This window comes from Sphingomonas sp. SKA58 (genome assembly GCF_000153545.1).
In the GTDB taxonomy this organism is placed as follows: Bacteria; Pseudomonadota; Alphaproteobacteria; order Sphingomonadales; family Sphingomonadaceae; genus Sphingobium; species Sphingobium soli.
Genome location: NZ_CH959307.1, coordinates 438,398 through 457,064, shown reverse-complemented (window position 1 = coordinate 457,064; position 18,667 = coordinate 438,398). Strand labels below are relative to the sequence as shown.

The window sequence follows — 18,667 nt, the reverse complement described above, 5'->3', positions numbered from 1 at the left end:
GACGCTGGACAGCACCGCCTTCGCGCAGGCGGAGGGCGACGAACCCCGCCTGCTCGGCCGTTGGCGCATCCGCAACGACAGTGATCAGCCGCGCACCTTCACCCTTACGCTGGCCCGTGCGGCCCTTTCAGGTAAACCCGCCCGCCCAATTCCTGGCCCAGCGCGGCGGCGTCAGCCCGATTTCCGCGATCCGCTGGGACGGATCGCGCCTGCATATTCGACAGCCCGGCCCGGTCGCCGGCGACCCGCCGGTCGATCGCCTGCTCACCCCCATGGTGACACCCCAGTCAGTGGGCATGGGTGGCTTCGACCAGGGCGCGCTCGCCACGCCCGAAACATTGCCATACGGCCACTCACGTGCAGGACGAGGCGCATATGGCGCAGGCGCGCCTCAGCTGGACGATGCGCCTGCCGCCCGGCGAAACGCTGGACGTGCCGGTCGCCTTTGCCGGCTCAGCGCCCTCCGATTTCGACGCAGCGCTGGCGCGCACGGCGGACCAGTGGCGGCAGCGGCTGGGCAGCGTCCTGATCCAGGTGCCGCCCGCCAAGCAGGAAGTGGTCGACACGCTGCGCACCGCGCTGGCCGACATTCTCATCAGCCGCGATGGCCCCGCGCTCAAGCCCGGCACCCGTTCCTATAATCGCAGCTGGATTCGCGACGGCGCGATGATGTCGGACGCGTTGCTGCGCCTTGGCGTCAATGATCCAGCGATCGCCTTTGCCGACTGGTATGGCGGCCATCTCTTCGCCAATGGCAAAGTGCCATGCTGCGTCGATTTCCGGGGCGCGGACCCGGTGCCGGAAAATGACTCTCATGGCGAATATATCCATCTGCTGGCGCAACTGCACCGCTACACCGGCGACACCGCGCTGCTGGCGCGCCACTGGGACCGGCTGGACGCCGCGCGCCGCTATATGGACGGGCTGCGCCTGTCCGAACGCACCGCCGTCAACCAGACGCCCGACCGGCAGATGCTCTACGGCCTGTTGCCGCCGTCGATCAGCCACGAAGCCTATTCGGCAAAGGCCCAATATAGCCTCTGGGACGATTTCTGGGGGCTGGCCGGCTATGACGGGGCGCTCTACGCCGCGCAGGTGCTGGGCAAGCCGCAAGCCTCCGCCATCGCCGCGCAGCGCGACCAGTTTGCCGGCGACATACTGAATGCCATCGACGCTGCGGCCAAACATTGGTCGATCGATTTCATCCCCGGCGCGACCAGCCTGGGGGATTTCGATGCGACCTCCACCACTATGGCGCTGGAGATTACGGCGCTGCAACCCCGGCTCGACCAGCGGCTGCTCCACAACACGTTCGACCGTCAGTGGCGGCGCGTGACCAGCCGCGCCACATCGACCGACTGGGACGATTACACCCCCTATGAACTGCGCAATGTGTCCGCCATGCTGCGCCTGGGTCAACCGCAACGCGCCAATGACCTGTTGGCCATCTACATGCGCGATCGCCGCCCGGCGGGCTGGAACGCCTGGGCCGAAGTCGTGGGCCGCGAGCCGCGCGCTATCCGCTTTCTGGGCGATCTGCCCCATGCCTGGGTCGCGTCCGACTATATCCGCGCCGCGCTCGACCTCTTCGCCTATGAAGACAAGGCGGCCGAAACCCTCGTGCTGGGTGCTGGCATGACCGGCGACTGGTTGTCGGGGCAGGGGGTTCGCATCGAAGGGCTGCGCACGCCCCATGGCGCCCTCAATCTGGCGATGGCCGGCAGCGCCGATCGGATGACGGTGACGATCGGCGGCGACGCGCGCCCGACCGGCGGCTTCGTGCTGCGCTGGCCCTTCGCCGGCACCCCGCCCGCGACGCGGATCAATGGCCGCGCGGCGCAGTGGCGGGACGGTGCGCTACACCTGCCCGCCACCGGTCAGCCGCAGCGCATCGACATAGGCCGGTGAAAATTACTCGACTACAGCCTCGCCGCTGGTGGCAAAGTCCATCTGCTTGCCCCCATCTGCGCGGTAGCGCGGCCATTGCGGCAGGTCTGCGCCATTGGGATCGCCCGACTTCACGAAATTGGCCAGATAGCCGCTCATGATGTCGCCCATATGATTGTCGCGCGGCGTGGTCGCCGCGCCATATTTGATGGCCTGCGTGTCAAAGAAAAATGGGATGTCGGTGGCATGATAAGCGTTGGTGCCGCCTACCGAACTCGCCACATAGGAAAAGCGGTAGGCATAGGTCGGCATGCCGCGCCCGGCGAACCGCGCGGCCAGATCGCGCGCGCCTGCGACCATCGGTCCATCCGGCCCGCCAATGTCCGCGCTGGTCGCGCCGATCATCACCGGGATCACTGGTGCGCGACCGCTTTCATGCGCGGCGATCACGTCCACGCCGCTGCGCCCATCCGTAACGGGACTGAAGAAATTCTCCATCTTCGCCAGGTTGAGGTCGCCCACCACGGCGCGGGCGGGCAGGGCGCGCAGCTTTGCCGCGGCGTCCGGCGCATCGGGCGCAATCCCCTGGCTTTGCCCGAACGCCGCCGCCAGCCGTTCCGCATCGGCGGGCGTCGATAGCGCGCCCGGCTTGCCATCGCCGCCCGACATGATGACGGCCCGGTCGAACAGTCCCTTGGCCAGCGGCGTCGTCATCAGCGCATGGACGGACCGGCCGCCCGCGCTTTCGCCCACGATCGTCACCTGATCCGGGTCGCCGCCAAAGCCTGCAATGTTCCGCTGGACCCATTTGAGCGCCGCGATCTGGTCCAGCAGCCCGTAATTGACGCCCTGGTCCTTGCCTAGCGCGGGGTGGCGGAATGTGCCAAAGCGCCCCAGCCTGTAGTTGAAGCTCACCACCATCACGCCCTGGCTGGCGATTGGCGCGCCGCTATAGGTGGGCGGCGACGATCCGCCATTCACAAAACCGCCGCCATAGATCCACACCATCACGGGTAGCTTTCCCGCCGCGCCCGCCGGCTTCCAGATATTGAGGTACAGGCAATCTTCCGACGGCGTGGTGCCCAGCGGCGCGGCATCGCTCGGGAAGGGTTCCTGCATGCAATCATTGCGATAGGCCGTCGTTTCGCGCACTCCACTCCAACGCGCGGCGGGTTTGGGCGGCTGCCAGCGCAGCGCATCGACCGGGGGCGCAGCAAAGGGAATGCCCTTCCAGCTTTCGACACCATCTACGATGCTGCCCTGCACCTTGCCATATTCGGTCGTCGCCACCGACGCGGCCGGCGCGGCGGCGTCCGCATGGGCCGGCATCACCATCGCCACGCCCAGCATGGCGGCGAAAAATCCCTTGGGTTGCGTCATATCTCGTCCTGTCCTGCTCCCTTAGGACCCACTATGCCTGCCCCGGACAGCGTTGCCAATGGCGCAGACGTCGTATGTCGGGCCACCTCTCTTGCCCTGTTCCCGGCGCTCGCCTAAAGGGGCGCTCATGCCTCCCTTGCCCGCCGCGTCCGTCTCGTCCGACCTTACCGGTCGCGCGCTGTTCCCGCATCGGCATCTCTTGTCGATCGCCGATCTCAAACCCTGGGAAATCCGCTTCCTGCTGGACGAAGCGGACCATTGGGCGCAGGCGAACAAGGGCCAGGCGCGCAAACATGATGATCGCCTGGCCGGCATGACCCAGATCAACGCCTTTTTCGAAAACAGCACCCGCACCCTGCTGTCCTTCGAAATCGCGGGCAAGCGGTTGGGCGCGGATGTCGTGAACATGGCGGCCGCGACCTCCAGCGTGAAGAAGGGCGAAACGCTGATTGACACGGCGATGACGCTCAACGCCATGGCCGCCGATGTCATCGTCATCCGCCACGCCAGTTCTGGCGCGGTGGCGCTGATCGCGGACAAGGTCGACTGCCCGGTGCTCAATGCCGGCGACGGCTGGCATCAGCATCCGACGCAGGCGCTGCTCGACGCGCTCACCATCCGGCGGCGCAAGGGCGGGTTTGAGGGCCTTGTGGTCGCGATTTGCGGCGATGTGCTGCACAGCCGCGTCGCCCGCTCCAACATGCTTTGCCTCGCCGCGCTGGGCGCGCAGGTCCGCGCTGTGGCGCCGCCCACATTGCTGCCGCCCGAGGTGGAGATGCTGGGGGCCACGCCTTACACGTCCATGGACGAAGGGCTGGATGGTGCCGACGTGGTGATGATGCTGCGGCTCCAGAATGAACGGATGGACGGGGCGTTCATTCCTTCGGCCCGCGAATATCATGCATTCTATGGCCTGACGCCCGAACGGCTGGCCATCGCCAAGCCCGACGCGCTGGTCATGCATCCTGGTCCCATGAACCGGGGCGTGGAAATCACCAGCAGCGTCGCCGATCATCCCGATCGCTCGGCCATCACGGAGCAGGTGGCGATGGGTGTCGCCGTCCGCATGGCCTGCCTCGACGTGCTGACCCGCAGCGCGCGAGGCACGGAGGGATGGACTTGAACATCCCGACCGACAAAGAGGGGATGGACTTGAACATCCCGACCGACAAAGAGGGGATGGGCTTGAACATCCCGACCACCAAAGAAGGGATGGGCATGACCCTGCGCGCCATCGTCAATGGCAAGCTCGCCGATCCTGCCGCCGACGCGCTGCGTGACGGTGTCATCCTGATCGAGGGCGACCGGATCGTCGCGGCGGGACAGATCGACGTGCCGGCCGATGCGGATCGGATCGACGCGCGCGGCCTGGTTGTCGCGCCGGGCTTGGTTGACCTGGGCGTTTTTGCCACCGACAAGCCGGCCTTCCATTTCGGCGGTATCACGCGCGCCGCGCTGATGCCCGACCAGCGCGCCCCGCTCGACGATGTCGGCCTGATCCGCCAGGCGACGCGCGCGGGCAAGCCCGATTTCTGGGTCCATCCCATCGCCGCCGCGACCCGCGGCCTGATGGGCAGCGAAATGGCGGAAATGGGCCTGATGCAGGCGGCAGGGGCAAAGGCGGTCGGGACGGGCCGCCAGTGGATCGCCGATTCCGGCGTGATGCTGCGCGTGCTGGCCTATGCCAATGGGCTTGGCCTGACGCTCATCGCCCATGCCGAAGATGGCGGCCTCACGGCCCGCGCCGTCGCCACCAGCGGCGAAACCGCGACGCGCTTGGGTCTGCCGCATGCACCGGCCTGCGCTGAAGCCATGGCGATCGCCCGCGACCTGATGCTCGTGCGCGAAACCGGCGCGGCCATTCATTTCCGGCTTGTCACCACCCGCGCCGGCTTTGACCTCATCCGCGCGGCCAAGGCGGAAGGGCTGCGCGTCACCTGCGGCATCACACCCGCCTATCTGTTCCTCAACGATCAGGCGGCGACCGATTTCCGCACCTTCGCGCGCTTGTCGCCGCCTTTGCGCCATGAGGCCGATCGCCTCGCCAGCATCGCCGCCGTCGCCGACGGCACGGTCGATGTCATCACCTCGGGCCATGATCCGCGCGGGCCGGAGGACAAGCGCCTGCCCTTCGCCGATGCGGCGCCGGGCATGGCGGGCGCGGAAACGCTGTTGGCGCTCTCGCTCAACCTGGTGCGCGAAGGCCATGTCTCGATCAACCGGCTGATGACCCTGCTCTGCGCCAACCCCGCGAAAATTCTGGGCATCGACGCGGGCAGCTTCACACCGGGCAGCGCCGCCGACCTCATCCTGATCGACCCCGACGCGCCATGGATCGTCGATTCATCGCGCATGGCGGCGTCGGCGGGCAACACGCCGTTCGACAAGCTGCCGGTGCAGGGCCGAGCCCGCCGCGTGATGAAGGGCGGGGCGTTCCTCTGATTAGCCGCTGAGCCTTGCGGGCTTGTCGACGGCCAATGGTCAGGCCGGATCAGCAGGCGGCATCGCGCTGCCTTCGGGTTCGTCCTTCATCGCAGCGGCCGTCTTTTCCGCCGCCGCCATGACGCGCAGGATATTCTCGCCCGCCAGCTTGGCGATGTCCGCGTCGCTCCAGCCGCGCCGCATCAGTTCGGCCAGCAGCGCGGGATAGGTGTGCACCCCGCCCAATCCTTCGGGCAGGTCGCCGACACCGTCAAAATCGCTGCCGATGCCGACATGGTCGATCCCCGCCACCTTGACGATATGCTCGACATGGTCGGCGACCTGGCTGATGGTCGCTTGGGGCTTGGGATGCGCCGCCTCCCATGCCGCCAGTGCCTTGGCCGCGCCTTCGGGATCGCCGATATACAGCCCGCCAAAGGGCGGCGCATTGTTGCGCGCGATCTCCGCGCTGCGATCCGCGCCCCAGACCCGGCGCGCCTCCGACACATATTGCGCGGCGAAATTGACCATGACGATGCCGCCATTGGCCGCCACCTGCTTCAGCACCGCGTCCGACACATTGCGCGGCGTGTCGCACAGCGCCCGCGCATTGCTGTGGGAAAAGATCACCGGCGCTTTCGTCACGCGCAGCGCGTCCAGCATCGTCGCCTCGCTGACATGGCTCAGGTCCACCAGCATGCCCAGCCGGTTGAGTTCATGCACCACCGCCTCGCCAAAGGGGGTCAGGCCGTCATGCTTCGGATTGTCGGTCGCGCTGTCGGCCCAGCCGATCGTGCGGCTGTGGGTCAGCGTCAGATAGCCCGCGCCCAGTTGGTGATAGGCGCGCAGCACCGCCAGGCTGCCATCGATCTGGCCGCCGCCCTCCACGCCCATCAGCGATCCGATCCGCCCCGCCTTATGCGCCGCGCGCATCTCGGCGGCCGTGCGCACCAGCCGGAAATCCTGCGGATAGCGGGCCGCCAGGCTGTGCACCATGCCGATGGCGTCCAGTGTATCCTTGACCTGCTGCACCTGCGGCAGGTCGGCCGACACCCAGACGGACCAGAATTGCCCGCCCAGGCCGCCAGCGCGCAGCCGTTCGACATCGGTGTGATAGGTGGCTGGGTCCAGCCGCCTTAAATCCATGGTCCAGCGCGCATCCTTCGCCTTTTCCGCCAACGCCTCGGGCCAGTCATTATGGCCGTCGATCAGCGGCGTCGCCTTCAGCACCTTGGCTATGCGCGCGGCATAGGGGCCCGTGGCGGGATCATCGGCGGCATGGAGGGCAGGGGAGGCGAACAGCAACGGCACCAGCGCCAGGGACAGCATCTTCATGGGAAAGGCAGGCTAAGGGGGGCAGGACGCAAGTCAATCGCTTCCGACGCCCGGTTCCCGGTGATCGCAAAGCCATAACTTGCGCTCATGAACGCACTGGCCCTGTCGGCGTTTCCTCTGCTATCCTAAGGCCCACATGCTGATCGATCCGTTGATCCTGTTGCAGGCCTATTCCATCGGCGTCTTCCCCATGTCGGATGATCGTGACGCCCGCGATGTCTACTGGGTCGAACCCAAATATCGCGCGATCTTGCCGCTCGAGCAGTTCCACCTGTCGCACTCGCTGGCCCGGGTGCTGCGCCGCGATCGCTTCCGCGTCACTGCCAACCGCGCCTTCGGGGACATATTGGCGCTGTGTGCGCAGGCCGCGCCCGACCGCCCGTCGACCTGGATCAATCATGCGATCGAGCGCGCCTATGTCGACCTGCATGCCCGGCGCTTCGCCCATTCGATCGAGGTGTGGGACGGAGAGGAACTGGTCGGCGGCCTGTATGGCGTGGCGCTCGGCACCGCCTTCTTCGGCGAATCCATGGTGTCGCGCCGCACCGACGCGTCAAAGGTGGCGCTGGCCTGGCTGGTGGCGCGGATGCGTTTTGCCGGCTTCACCCTGCTCGACTGCCAGTTCATGACCGATCATCTGCGCACGATGGGGGCCATCGAAATCCGCCAGCGCGACTATCTTCAATTGCTGGGCGCGGCCGTGGGTTCGCTGTCGCTGGGGGCGGGTTCGGACGTGCTGGCCGCCGGGTCGGGCGCGGCGGCGGAGCTGGCGTTCTCCCCGCTGGCCGGACGCGCCGACACCGGCTCGCCCTTGGCGCCCAGCTTGACCGTGTCGGGACCGCTTTCGGGCCATTCCATCGCGCAGCTTCTGACCCAGACGTCATAGATCGGGTGCTGCACCACATTGCGGTCGGGCCGGTCGCGAAACAGCCAACCGGAAAAGGCGCGGCGCCACTTATTGTCGGCGCTGCTGCGCACGTCCAGCTGCACGAAAGCGCCGGTGTCCTGGATATTTTCCCATGGCGCGGTGGTTTCGCACGCCTGCAACCGCACGATCGCATCGCCCACCCGGACCGCTTCGCCCGGCTTCAACGTCAGGTCACGGGTCAGGCCGTTGCGCTTGTTCAGCAGGCCCAGCACGGCGGATCGCTCGGCCATCGGCGTGCCGGGCATGACGCCATTGTCGGCGGGGCGGATCGGCGTGCCCTCCACCTTGACCGGGCCAGACCGATTCGCGGGAGGCAGGGCGTCATCATCGCCGCAAGCGGCCAGCGTCAGGACGCAGGGCAACATGACCAGGTACGAAAGGATCGGCGGGAACGATCCCGCCGGGCGTCCGCTCATGCCGCGTCGGGGCTCCACGCCTCATAATCGCCGGTCGCCTTCTGGCGCAGGCCGCCCTTTTCCAGCGCGCCCGACGGGCGGTAGGCCTGGGGCGTACCGGTCGCGTTGGGTGTGGATTCTTTTTCCCAGATGCGCGGCGGCGGCAGGAAGCTTTCGGGCGCGCCCTCGATGGAATGATGCAGCCAGCCATGCCATTCGGCGGGCACGCGGCTGGCGTCATTCGCGCCGCTGTAGATCACCCAGCGGCGGGTCAGCCCATTGGGGTCCTTGCCGCCTTCGAAATAGACATTGCCCTGATGATCCTCGCCGACCTTGCTGCCCTTGCGCTTGGTAAAGAGCCAGGTGCCAAAGGTGGCGCCATTCCACCAGGTGAAGATGTTTGCCAGGATACCCATGGCCCAAGCGCTTAGCCGCTGCGACGGACGCGGGCAAGCCGGATATGGCGTCAGCGCGCCGGGACCGGGCAGAAATTGAGATCGGTCGCCAGCCCTTCCGTCGGCACCGCGCAGCCGCCCCAACTCACCCTGTCGCCTTCACCGATGCCCAGCTCCGCCGCGCGCCCGCCGCGCAGTTCCAGCACCGCCGCCACCGGCACTCCGGCTGACACCGGCGTGCGCGAATAAGGTTCGGCCTGTGCCTGGATAAACGCGATCGTCCCGTCGCTATGGATGAACAGCATGTCGAGCGGCACCAGCGTATCCTTCATCCAGAAGCTCGCGGTGCGCGGCGGGTCCATCGGGAACAGCATGCCCCCGTCCGCCGCGATCACCTTGCGGAACATCAGCCCCTTGTCCTGCTCCTGCGGAGTACGGGCGACCTCGACATCAAACCGGTGCGCGCCGCTGGCAGTTTTGATCATGACGGGCAACAGGGCAGGGGCCTTGGCGGCGGCAACCTCGCTCTTGTCGTGTTCGCTGTCTGCCTTGTCCCCCTGACAGGCGGCTAGCAGGGCAAGGGCGAACAGGCTGGCGACGCGCATCATGCGTCTGCCTAGAGCGAATCGCGTGCCGAGGGGAAGGGGCTATTGCGCCTTTTGCAGCGCCGCCAGATCCTGCGGCCGGTTGATATTGGGCAGCGCGACGCCCTCCAGCGTCACCATCCGCCCATCCGCCGCCTCCAGCCAGCCGCGAATCGACCGGCTGTTCTCGCCGGCCAGATGGGCGTCCAGCATCGGCGCGAGCGGAGCGGGCCACCATCCCAACAGCGGCTGGCCATCCACCACCGCGGCCTGCGCGCCGATTAGCAAGGCGGGCAATTGCGCAGGATAGACCGGCATGTCGCATCCCGTGGTGAGAACCCCGGCAAAGCCATGGTCGACCGCATGATGCAACGCCGCGTTGAGGCCGCCCAGCGGTCCCATATCGCGCTGCGGACGGTCCGCCAGCCCGCCCGCGCGTCCACACACCACCACCTGCCCCACATGGGGGCTGATCGCGGCGATGGCGTGATCCAGCAACGTGCGGCCGTTCAGCATCGCCAGCGCCTTGTCGCTGCCGAACCGGCTGGACCGCCCGCCCGCCAGCACCGCCCCTAGCACTATCTGCGTCGACATGGCGTCTCCTCAAGGCCGGCTTTCGTCATAGGCAGGACAGGCGCGCGCCGCTAGCCGCGACATTGCCAGCCTGCCGGGCGGGGCCTAGGGTCGCCCATAATGACAGTGCCGCCCGATCCCGTTCCAGACCTCCAGCCTTTCCTGCGCCTGACCCCCGATGGTGCGACCGCGCCGGTCGACCGGCCGCTGGCGCGGGAAATGCCCGTCTCGATCGAATATAATGGCGCGGGCTATGCCGTGCTGATGGCGACGCCCGACGATATCGTCGATCTGGTCCAGGGGTTCAGCCTCGCCGAACGGCTGGTGTCGCGCGACGATGCGCTGCTTGATATCGACGTCCATGCGACCGGCGCAGGTGTCATCGCGCGGGCGACCTTGCCGCCGCACCGCACCGGCGATCTGCTCCAGCGCGTGCGCCATCGCACTTCCGATTCGGCCTGCGGCCTGTGCGGCGTCGAAACACTGGAACAGGCCTTGCGGCCGCTGCCGACCGTGACCGCCATGTCCCGCGCGGATCGCGCCGCCATCTTCCGCGCGCTTTCTGCCCTGCGCGATCATCAGCCGTTGAACGCCGCGACCGGCGCTGCCCATTGCGCCGCCCTGGTCGATCCGCAGGGGCGCATCCGCCTGGCGCGGGAAGATGTCGGCCGCCACAACGCCTTTGACAAGCTGATCGGCGCGATGGCCCGTGCCGGCCTTGGCTGGGATGGCGGCTTTGCGCTGCTCTCCTCGCGCTGTTCCTATGAACTGGTGGAAAAGGCGGTGCTGGCCGACTGCCCGCTGCTCGTTACCATTTCCGCGCCGACCAGCCTTGCGGTAGACCGCGCGGCGGCCGCCGGCCTGCCGCTGGTCGTGCTCGCGCGGCCCGACGCGCTGCTGGCCTATGGCAACGCGCTTTAGCGGAACACCCATTGCCGGTTGAGCACGAACATGATGGCCGGCGTCACGAACAGCATCGCGGGGATGGGCGCCCATTCGGGCCAGCCCATATGTGTGACGCACAGCCACACCCACAGCGCGTTCAAGCCATAGCTGACCAGCGACGCCGCCACGAACCGCACGCCGCGCGCGCCATGCCCATCGCTGCGCGCCTGGTCGCGAAAGGTGAACAGGCTGTGCGCCACATAGCCCACGCACACCGCCCCGCCATAGCCGATCAGGTTGGCGATCTGGACATGCAGCCCGCCCAGCGTCGCCAGACACCAGTAGATCGCCGCCTGGCACGCCGTCACGAACAGGCCGGTCACGCCATAGCGGACGATCTGCCAGAACAGCGCGCGCCGCTGCGGGCTCAACCGTTCGGCGAAAATCATCATGGCCCCCGTTGCGCTTTGAAGCGGGTCGTCTAATCGACCGGCATGAACTTGCAAAGCCGGCACGACATGCGCGCGAAATCGATGGTCCTGGCGGGTCATCTGGCCCGCTGGTCCAGCCGTCACTGGAAATGGCTGACCTTCCTGATCTGGGTTGTCGCCGCCGTTGCCATGGTGGCGACGCGCTGGCCGGCCATCTACTGGCTCGTGCTTGGCGATACCGACGATAATATCCGCTATGTCCAGGTGAAGGACTGGCTGGCGGGGCAGGGCTGGTTCGACCTGCGCCAATATCGGCTCGATCCGCCGGGCGGCGCGAATATCCATTGGTCGCGCATCGTCGATCTGCCCATTGCCGGGCTGATGCTGTTCTTCCGCGCCTTTGTCGATCAGGGCATGGCCGATCGCCTGGCCTGCGGCATCGCGCCCCTGTTGCCGCTGCTGCTGCTGATGCTCTCCCTCGGCTTCATCGGCCGGCGGCTGGCCGGTCCGCATGGCTGGCTGCTCGCGGTGGTCGCGCCCTTCGCCGCGCAGATGGGGCTGGGCATGTATGCGCCGATGCGCATCGACCATCATGGCTGGCAGCTGGCGCTCGCGCTTACCATGCTGGCCGGAGTGATCGATGCCAACCGGCTGCGCGGCGGCATCATGGCCGGCGTCAGCAGCGCGCTGTCCATCGCCATCGGCATGGAAATGATCGTCTATCTGGCGGCGGGCGGCGCGCTTATCGCGCTGCGCTGGGTATTCCGCCCCGGCGCGGAAAGCCGGATGCTCGCCTATGCGCTCAGCCTGTCGGGCGCGACCTCGCTCCTGTACCTGCTCTTTGCCAGCTATGCCAATCGCGCCATGGTCTGCGATGCGCTTTCGCCCATCTGGGTGGCGGTGTTCGGCGCGGCCGGGGCGGGGATGGTGCTGCTGGCGCTCGCGCCGCTGCGCGGCTGGCCCATGCGTCTTGCCGCAGGCGCGCTGGTCGGCGGGGCGCTTGGCCTCTTCGTCTGGCTCAATTGGCCGCAATGCCTTAGCCCCTATCAGATTTCGCCTGAGCTCCAGCGCCTGTGGCTCGCCAACATCCGTGAGGCGAAACCCATCACCGCGCAGGCGCAAAGCCTGGTCGTGCCGTTGCTCGCTATCCCCGCCGCTGGCCTCATCGGCCTGCTCTGGGCGCTGTGGGATGCGCGGCGCGACGGTGAACGCCTTTGGGCCTGGGCGACCGTGGGGGCGATGATGGTCTTTTCGACCGCCTTGCTGTTTTGGCAATTGCGCGCCGGGCCGGCGGCGCAACTGCTCGCCATCCCGCCTGCCGCATGGGCCGCGCACCGGCTGGTTGCGGCGGTTTTGGCCGGATCGCGCCGCGCCCGCATCGCTGGCGTGGCCGGGGTCGTGGTGCTCGGCGCGATCGCCTTTGCCTATCCGCTCTATCCACAAGCGGTGAAGCTCTATCAGGACATGACCGGGCAAAAGCCCAAGGCCTGGCGTCCTGCGGCGCTCGCCCGCACCGATGCGATCAAGAAAGCAAATGGCCGTTGCCGCACCCTGCCGGCGCTGGCCGTGCTGGACCAGTTGCCGCCCGCGACGATTTTCACCATGGTCGACCTTGGCCCGCGCATCCTGGCGACGACGCATCACAGCGCCCTAGCCGGCCCCTATCACCGCAATGGCGCGACCATCCTGGATATCCATCATGCCTTCGATGGCAAGGCGGCCGGCTTCCGCGCCATCGCCGCCAGGCATCATGCGACCTATCTGCTGATCTGTCCGAATTTCCCCGAAGGCACCATCTATCAGTCGCGCAGCCCCGGCGGCTTCTATGCGGACCTGATGCGCGGGCAGCGGCCCGGCTGGCTCGTCCCGGTGCGGCTCAACACCGACATGACCTTGCCCTATCAGATTTATCGCATTCTCTATTCACCGGCGGGCAGCGAAGAAATCCCGGAGCAGCGCTGACGCTTCCGCCTCGGCCAGTCCCGCATAGACCTCCGGCCGATGCAGGCATTGGGGCTGCATGAAAAGGCGCGGCCCCTGCTCGATCGCGCCACCCTTGGGGTCTGCCGCCCCATAATAGAGCCGCGCGATCCGCGCGTGGGAAATCGCGCCCGCACACATGGGGCAGGGCTCCAGCGTCACCCACAGGTCGCATCCCGTCAGCCGAAAGTCATGAAGGCGCACCGCAGCGGCGCGCATCGCAACCATTTCCGCATGGGCGGTAGGGTCGCAATCGCGGCGATTGCGATTCTCGCCCTCGCCAATGATGACGCCGTCGCGTGTCACCACCGCGCCGATCGGCACCTCGTTCGCCGCCTGCGCCGCGCGCGCCAGTTCAAGGGCGCGGCGCATCGGCGCTGGCAAGGGAAAGGGCGTGGCCATGCCAAGCCCTTACTGCACCTTGGTCAGGATCGGAATATCAGGGTTTGCGCACATCCACGGTCGGCACTTCGACCGTCTCGTTGCGGGTGCCCACTTCGACCTTGGCCACATTGGCTTCATATTTAGGCAGGGATCCGCCGCGCACCGATACTTCGGGCAGGCTACCCGACTGCGTGCGTTGCAGGTCGATGAAGCCGGTGGCGATTCCGCCCGCCAGAACCAGCAGGATAATGACCAACAATCCACCAATGAGTCGCATTTCGCCCTCCTTTGATATAACCCATGTCAAACGCCGCGCTGCGGGAAAGGGTTGCGTGCCGTCCCATCCGGGTTGACGGCCGCAGGGAATCCCGTTATCGGCGCGGCTTTCCGAACGAACCCGAATTCAAAGGTTGAACAGACTATGTCGCGCATTTGCGAGCTGACCGGCAAGGGCCGCCAGGTGGGTCACAATGTTTCCCACGCCAATAACAAGACCAAGCGTGTGTTCCTGCCCAATCTGCAGAACGTCTCGCTGATCTCCGAAGCGCTGGAAACGACCGTGAAGCTGCGCGTGTCGACCCATGGTCTGCGTTCGGTCGAACATAATGGCGGCCTGGACAACTGGCTGGTCAAGACCAGCGATGACAAGCTCTCGCTCAAGGCCCGTCGCCTCAAGCGCGACATCGTCAAGAAGAAGGCCGCAGCGGCGGCCTGATCTTTCCGATTCGTTTCGGTGAATGAGCGGCCTGGAAACGGGCCGCTTTTTTGCGTTGCCTTTTGCGGGGGCCAGCGGTCACATCGCGGGCAGCGCGAATTTCAGCAGCAGGGTGCGCTGGAAAAATTCGTGATTGTCGTCGGATATGATCCAGATAACGGGTCGTCCTTCTTCGCGCGTTACTGTCATACCCTCAAAATTGTCGGCCAGCAGCGGCGGCGCGAGCCGGGCGAGCGTGCGGCTTTTCAGGATCGTGCCCGCCGTCATGGCCGGGGGCAGGTCGACGATCGCGATCGTTGCTGTGAACAGATCCTGCAACGTCAGGCGGCGATGAAGCACCAGCAGGTGTTGTGCGTCCAGCGCGACTGCATCGGTCGGCCTATATCCCCGGGGCGGCGTGTAGCGCAGCGGGACGGGATCGCCGGTCGCGGCATCGGCCGGATCTCCGGGGAAGAGCAGCGCCTCGTGCCGTCCCTCCGCTGTCATCCCCATTTCGCCGATGGCGATGAAGCGTCCGCCGGGCAACCGGGCAAGCGATTCGATCGATCCGGTCTTGGGCCATGCGGCGATCTGCGGCCAGGTTCGGCACGCTTCCACCCGCGCGAAACCGGGGCCGTAACGGCAGATGGACTGTTGAAGCTCGAAGCCCACCCAATATCGGTCGGTGGCTGGGTCATGCGTCAGCGACTCTGAATCCCACGCCCACCAGGGGCGATGCCGGTCCAGCGGACGAATGGGCAGGGGGGCGATAAAGGGACGGCGCAGATGCGGCCCGTCGCCGACATGAAACCCCATCAAAATGCCCGAATCGCTTAGCGCCAGCATTTCCCCGGGGCCTGCCGCCAGCAGCGCGGAGATGCCGCCGAAGCCCGGATTGGCGCTCTGCAATTCCCACCCGCCGAGATATGTGAGCGCGCCGATGCTGCGCCGCGCCGGATCGGCGGGGTCGAGCGGCAGTGCTCGCGCGCTGACCAGCAATGTGCCGGCGCGCACGGCCTCCGGCTTTCCGGGGTGCGGCGCGGGCAATAACAATATCGCCAGCGTCAGGACGATCAGGATTCGGGTCATCGCCGCCCCGCTTAGGACAATATGCGGCAGGACGCAGCAAAGCAGTGACGGGCCGCCATCAGGTGAACGCCGCCTGACAGCATCATTCAGCGATGGCTCAAGCCCGATAAGGCATAAAGGCATTCATCAATGGCGAATCCCGTCTTCGCGCTTCGCCGATGAAAGTCAGTTTTTCTGGAGGAGCAACCACCATGAAGATGAAGTTTCTTGTAAATATGGGAGCCGCTCTTGCGATGGGCGCCGCCTCCCTTGCTGTCACCGCCACGCCCGCCATGGCCCGCGATCATTATCGCGGCTATGATCGTGGCGATCATTATCGCGGATATAACCGGGGCTATCGCGGCTATCGCGGCGACCATTATCGTGGCTATCGCGGCGAACGCTATTATCGCAACACCTACCGTGGTTATCGCGGTGGTTACCGCGGTGGTTATCGTTGCCGCGACAATGGCACGGGCGGCACCATCATCGGTGCGATCGCCGGTGGCCTGCTCGGTAATGAGGTCGGTCGCAATTCAGGGCGTTACGGCCGTGGCGACGGCACCGCCGGCGCGATCATTGGCGCAGGCGTCGGCGCTCTGGCCGGCCGCGCGATCGATCGCAACTGCTAAATCGCATCGTCTGGATGCACATAGGGCCGTCCCGCTGGGGCGGCCCTTATCGTGTCGTTTCGGCCGCTGGCGCAGCGCCACGCTGACGGTCGGCCGCCATCCGCGCAGCGGGATTAAGCTCTGACGCCCCATCCTCCGTCACGCCGACGCGTGCGTCCAGCGTGGCGGCCGCTTCATTGAGGGCGCGCGCTTCGCTGGCGCTCACGCCGCCCACGCCGTCGCTATCTGACGATCCGCAGGCATTCAGCAGCGCCAGGACGACCAGGCCCGACAGATACCGCATCGGCACTCTCCCAACAGAAAAGGGGTCGCCCCGTTTGCCGGAGCGACCCCTTTCGCAAAATCTTCCCTGGTCAGGGACAATTACATCGCGTTCGCAACGTTGTTCGTCGCGTTCGACGCGGCGTTGGCGGCGTCGTCAGCGGCGTTCATCGCAGCGTTCATGGCGTTGTCGGCAGCGTTCGACGCATTCTCGGCAGCATTGGCAGCCATGTTGGCCGCATTGTCTTCATGGTTGCCACTGCAGGCAGCCAGGCCGAGCGAAGCGGCGAGAACGAGCGAAAGAGCAATCGACTTGGTCATGGGCAACAACCCCTCTCTGAGAAAAAAAAGATGCAGACCACTCTCGGAGAAAAGCTCACCCCCCATTGCGCCTGCGCCGCGATTCGTAATGCCTTGATCAAGGCAAGGCAATCCCATTCGTCGCAAAGCAAGGCTTTGTGGGGGTCGTTACGCTTGGTTCGTCGCAGAATTGACGGGCATTGACGTATATAAAGATTTCTTTATATGACGTCTTCATGCACTCCGCTCTCGACATTTTCCGGGCGCTTGGCGACCCGACGCGACTGCGGATCGTGCATCTTTTGCGCGCAATGGAACTGGCTGTGGGCGAAATCGCCCAGGTCGTCGGGCAAAGCCAGCCCCGCGTCTCGCGCCATGTGCGCATCCTTGCCGAAGCGGGTCTTGTCGAACGGCGCAAGGAGGGCAACTGGGTGTTCCTTCGCCTGGCACGCGGGCAGGGGATCGCGCCTTTCCTCACGTTGTTCGATCGGCTCGAACCTTCGCAGTCTGAAGTGCTGTGGCAGGCGGCCGATCTGGCCCGCTTGTCGGCGGTCCGGGCCGAACGGGCGCGCGCGGCCGAAGCCTATTTCGCCGATCATGCCAATGAATGGGACGCGATCCGCTCGCTCCATGTACCCGAAGCGCAGGTGGAGGCCGCGATGACCGCGCTGCTGGCGCGCGAACCGATCGGCCATATGCTCGACATTGGCACTGGCACTGGCCGGATGATCGAATTGTTCGGCTGCGACGCGCGCCAGGTTACCGCGCTTGACCGCAGCCCCGACATGCTACGCCTCGCCCGCGCCAAGCTGCCGCAGGATGCGGGCGACAAATATGCGCTGCTGCTGGGCGATTTCCTGTCCCTGCCGATGGAATCGGGCAGCATCGACACGGTGCTGTGCCATCAGGTACTCCATTATGCGCAGGCGCCCGAAAGCGTCATTGCCGAAGCGGCGCGCGTGACCGCGCGGAACGGCCGCGTATTGATCGCTGATTTCGCCCCTCATCAGCGGGAAGAACTGCGCATGCGCGACCAGCATGCGCGGCTTGGCTTTGCCGATGCCCAGATCGAAGGCTGGTTCGCGGATGCGGGCCTGGTTCTCGAACAGGTCGAAAGTCTGCCGGGGCAGGAATTGACGGTGCAACTCTGGCTGGGGCGGCGCAAAGGCGCTGACGTCCTGCCGCTCGAACGACGGATATCCGCATGACCATTGATGATCGCGTACCTCTTTATGCGGATCTGGCTGGCGACGCGCGCGTCAGCTTCGAATTTTTTCCGCCCAAGACGGAAAAGATGGAGGCGCAACTCTGGTCGGCGATCGAAACGCTGGCGCCGCTCGCGCCTCGTTTCGTGTCCGTCACCTATGGCGCGGGCGGTTCGACGCGCGAGCGCACGCACAATACGGTCGCTCGCATAGCGCGGGAAACCCCGCTTGCCGCCGCCGCGCACCTCACCTGCGTCGCTGCCAGCACGGACGAGATTGACGAGATTGCCGACGCCTATTGGCAGGCCGGCGTGCGCCATATCGTCGCGTTACGCGGCGATCCGCCTGAGCAGGGTGGACGGTTCGAAGCGCATGCCAATGGCTATGCGGGCGCGGCCGATCTGGTCGAAGGACTGATGAAGCGCCACCCGTTCGAAATTTCCGTGTCCGCCTATCCCGAGGTTCATCCCGACGCCCGTGATCCGCAAAGCGATCTCGACAATCTCAAGAGCAAGCTGGACGCCGGGGCGACCCGCGCCATCACGCAATTCTTCTTCGAACCCGACACCTATTTCCGTTTCATGGACAAGGTGCGTGCCGCCGGCATCGATGCGGAAATCGTGCCCGGCATCATGCCGGTCGGCAATTTCGCCGCGGTCCAGCGCATGGCGGCGATGTGCAACACCGATGTCCCGGCCTGGATGGGGCGCCTGTTCGAAGGTCTGGACGACCGCCCCGCCGCTCGCCAGCTTATATCCGCGACGCTCGCGGCCGAACTCTGCCGCAAACTCTATGAAGGGGGCGTGCGCGACTTTCATTTCTATACGCTCAACCGGGCGGAACATAGCTATGCGATCTGCCATCTGCTGGGTTTAAGGCCCAAGGTGACGGTGGAAGCCTGACACGCAATCAACCCCTCCGTTCGGTTC

General features: G+C 66.1%; 21 protein-coding genes and 1 pseudogene. 10 read left to right on the top strand and 12 right to left on the bottom strand.

Features of this window, described 5'->3' with window-relative positions; all coding sequences use genetic code 11:
* The first annotated feature begins 357 nt into the window (after window positions 1-357).
* Window positions 358-1,908, top strand: a complete 1,551-nt coding sequence (locus SKA58_RS19495; RefSeq protein ID WP_009822610.1) for a hypothetical protein — start codon at window positions 358-360, stop codon at window positions 1,906-1,908.
* Between the two features lie 3 nt (window positions 1,909-1,911).
* On the opposite strand, the gene SKA58_RS11515 is transcribed toward SKA58_RS19495, so the two are convergent.
* Window positions 1,912-3,267, bottom strand: a complete 1,356-nt coding sequence (locus tag SKA58_RS11515) for a carboxylesterase/lipase family protein (protein WP_009822609.1) — start codon at window positions 3,265-3,267, stop codon at window positions 1,912-1,914.
* Between the two features lie 127 nt (window positions 3,268-3,394).
* On the opposite strand from SKA58_RS11515, the gene SKA58_RS11510 reads away from it, so the two are divergent.
* Both SKA58_RS11510 and SKA58_RS11505 read left to right on the top strand, forming a co-directional pair.
* Entirely contained in the window at window positions 3,395-4,390 is a 996-nt protein-coding gene (locus SKA58_RS11510) for an aspartate carbamoyltransferase catalytic subunit (protein WP_009822608.1), read from the top strand.
* A 95-nt stretch (window positions 4,391-4,485) separates the two neighbouring features.
* Entirely contained in the window at window positions 4,486-5,709 is a 1,224-nt protein-coding gene (locus SKA58_RS11505; protein ID WP_037543501.1) for a dihydroorotase, read from the top strand.
* A gap of 39 nt (window positions 5,710-5,748) precedes the next feature.
* Here the strand turns inward: SKA58_RS11505 and SKA58_RS11500 are convergent, their stop codons facing one another.
* Window positions 5,749-7,023 (bottom strand): dipeptidase, encoded by a 1,275-nt coding sequence (locus tag SKA58_RS11500; protein WP_009822606.1) that lies wholly within the window; start codon window positions 7,021-7,023, stop codon window positions 5,749-5,751.
* Between the two features lie 136 nt (window positions 7,024-7,159).
* On the opposite strand from SKA58_RS11500, the gene aat reads away from it, so the two are divergent.
* Window positions 7,160-7,909 (top strand): leucyl/phenylalanyl-tRNA--protein transferase, encoded by a 750-nt coding sequence (gene aat / locus SKA58_RS11495; RefSeq protein WP_009822605.1) that lies wholly within the window; start codon window positions 7,160-7,162, stop codon window positions 7,907-7,909.
* A gap of 35 nt (window positions 7,910-7,944) precedes the next feature.
* Here aat and SKA58_RS20345 read toward each other — a convergent pair.
* The 4 genes and pseudogenes from SKA58_RS20345 to mobA all read right to left on the bottom strand — a co-directional run.
* A pseudogene (locus SKA58_RS20345) lies at window positions 7,945-8,181 on the bottom strand (DUF2155 domain-containing protein); the annotation flags it as partial.
* A 182-nt stretch (window positions 8,182-8,363) separates the two neighbouring features.
* Complete coding sequence (locus SKA58_RS11485; protein ID WP_009822603.1) at window positions 8,364-8,762, bottom strand: NADH:ubiquinone oxidoreductase subunit NDUFA12; 399 nt, start codon at window positions 8,760-8,762, stop codon at window positions 8,364-8,366.
* 50 nt (window positions 8,763-8,812) lie between these two features.
* Window positions 8,813-9,349 (bottom strand): DUF192 domain-containing protein, encoded by a 537-nt coding sequence (locus SKA58_RS11480; RefSeq protein WP_009822602.1) that lies wholly within the window; start codon window positions 9,347-9,349, stop codon window positions 8,813-8,815.
* Between the two features lie 39 nt (window positions 9,350-9,388).
* Window positions 9,389-9,919, bottom strand: coding sequence for a molybdenum cofactor guanylyltransferase (mobA, locus tag SKA58_RS11475; protein ID WP_009822601.1), 531 nt, complete (start codon window positions 9,917-9,919; stop codon window positions 9,389-9,391).
* Window positions 9,920-10,018: 99 nt separating this feature from the next.
* Here mobA and fdhD point away from each other — a divergent pair, with 99 nt between their 5' ends.
* Window positions 10,019-10,819, top strand: coding sequence for a formate dehydrogenase accessory sulfurtransferase FdhD (gene fdhD / locus SKA58_RS11470; protein WP_009822600.1), 801 nt, complete (start codon window positions 10,019-10,021; stop codon window positions 10,817-10,819).
* On the opposite strand, the gene SKA58_RS11465 is transcribed toward fdhD, so the two are convergent.
* A complete protein-coding gene (locus SKA58_RS11465; protein WP_037543491.1) occupies window positions 10,816-11,232 on the bottom strand; it encodes a GtrA family protein in 417 nt (138 codons plus the stop codon). The genes fdhD and SKA58_RS11465 overlap by 4 nt on opposite strands.
* A 45-nt stretch (window positions 11,233-11,277) precedes the next feature.
* Here SKA58_RS11465 and SKA58_RS11460 point away from each other — a divergent pair, with 45 nt between their 5' ends.
* Window positions 11,278-13,176, top strand: coding sequence for a hypothetical protein (locus SKA58_RS11460; RefSeq protein ID WP_037543036.1), 1,899 nt, complete (start codon window positions 11,278-11,280; stop codon window positions 13,174-13,176).
* Here SKA58_RS11460 and SKA58_RS11455 read toward each other — a convergent pair.
* Both SKA58_RS11455 and SKA58_RS11450 read right to left on the bottom strand, forming a co-directional pair.
* The gene (locus SKA58_RS11455; protein WP_009822597.1) at window positions 13,138-13,596 is read right to left on the bottom strand and encodes a nucleoside deaminase; all 459 of its coding nucleotides are present in this window, start codon (window positions 13,594-13,596) and stop codon (window positions 13,138-13,140) included. The genes SKA58_RS11460 and SKA58_RS11455 overlap by 39 nt on opposite strands.
* A 37-nt stretch (window positions 13,597-13,633) precedes the next feature.
* Window positions 13,634-13,855, bottom strand: a complete 222-nt coding sequence (locus SKA58_RS11450; protein WP_009822596.1) for a hypothetical protein — start codon at window positions 13,853-13,855, stop codon at window positions 13,634-13,636.
* Between the two features lie 144 nt (window positions 13,856-13,999).
* Between SKA58_RS11450 and rpmB the strand changes: the two genes are divergently transcribed.
* Window positions 14,000-14,293, top strand: a complete 294-nt coding sequence (rpmB, locus tag SKA58_RS11445; protein WP_009822595.1) for a 50S ribosomal protein L28 — start codon at window positions 14,000-14,002, stop codon at window positions 14,291-14,293.
* A gap of 78 nt (window positions 14,294-14,371) precedes the next feature.
* Here rpmB and SKA58_RS11440 read toward each other — a convergent pair whose 3' ends face one another.
* Window positions 14,372-15,361 carry an esterase-like activity of phytase family protein gene (locus SKA58_RS11440; protein WP_009822594.1) on the bottom strand — a complete coding sequence of 330 codons (990 nt, stop codon included), beginning with the start codon at window positions 15,359-15,361 and terminating at the stop codon, window positions 14,372-14,374.
* A 191-nt stretch (window positions 15,362-15,552) separates the two neighbouring features.
* Between SKA58_RS11440 and SKA58_RS11435 the strand changes: the two genes are divergently transcribed.
* Entirely contained in the window at window positions 15,553-15,972 is a 420-nt protein-coding gene (locus SKA58_RS11435) for a glycine zipper 2TM domain-containing protein (protein WP_009822593.1), read from the top strand.
* A gap of 46 nt (window positions 15,973-16,018) precedes the next feature.
* Here SKA58_RS11435 and SKA58_RS11430 read toward each other — a convergent pair whose 3' ends face one another.
* Complete coding sequence (locus SKA58_RS11430; protein ID WP_009822592.1) at window positions 16,019-16,255, bottom strand: hypothetical protein; 237 nt, start codon at window positions 16,253-16,255, stop codon at window positions 16,019-16,021.
* A gap of 80 nt (window positions 16,256-16,335) precedes the next feature.
* Window positions 16,336-16,554, bottom strand: coding sequence for a hypothetical protein (locus SKA58_RS11425; protein WP_009822591.1), 219 nt, complete (start codon window positions 16,552-16,554; stop codon window positions 16,336-16,338).
* A gap of 215 nt (window positions 16,555-16,769) precedes the next feature.
* Here SKA58_RS11425 and SKA58_RS11420 point away from each other — a divergent pair, with 215 nt between their 5' ends.
* Window positions 16,770-17,741 (top strand): ArsR/SmtB family transcription factor, encoded by a 972-nt coding sequence (locus tag SKA58_RS11420; protein ID WP_009822590.1) that lies wholly within the window; start codon window positions 16,770-16,772, stop codon window positions 17,739-17,741.
* Complete coding sequence (metF, locus tag SKA58_RS11415) at window positions 17,738-18,640, top strand: methylenetetrahydrofolate reductase (protein ID WP_009822589.1); 903 nt, start codon at window positions 17,738-17,740, stop codon at window positions 18,638-18,640. The genes SKA58_RS11420 and metF overlap by 4 nt, the downstream gene beginning before the upstream one ends.
* Window positions 18,641-18,667 lie beyond the last annotated feature (27 nt).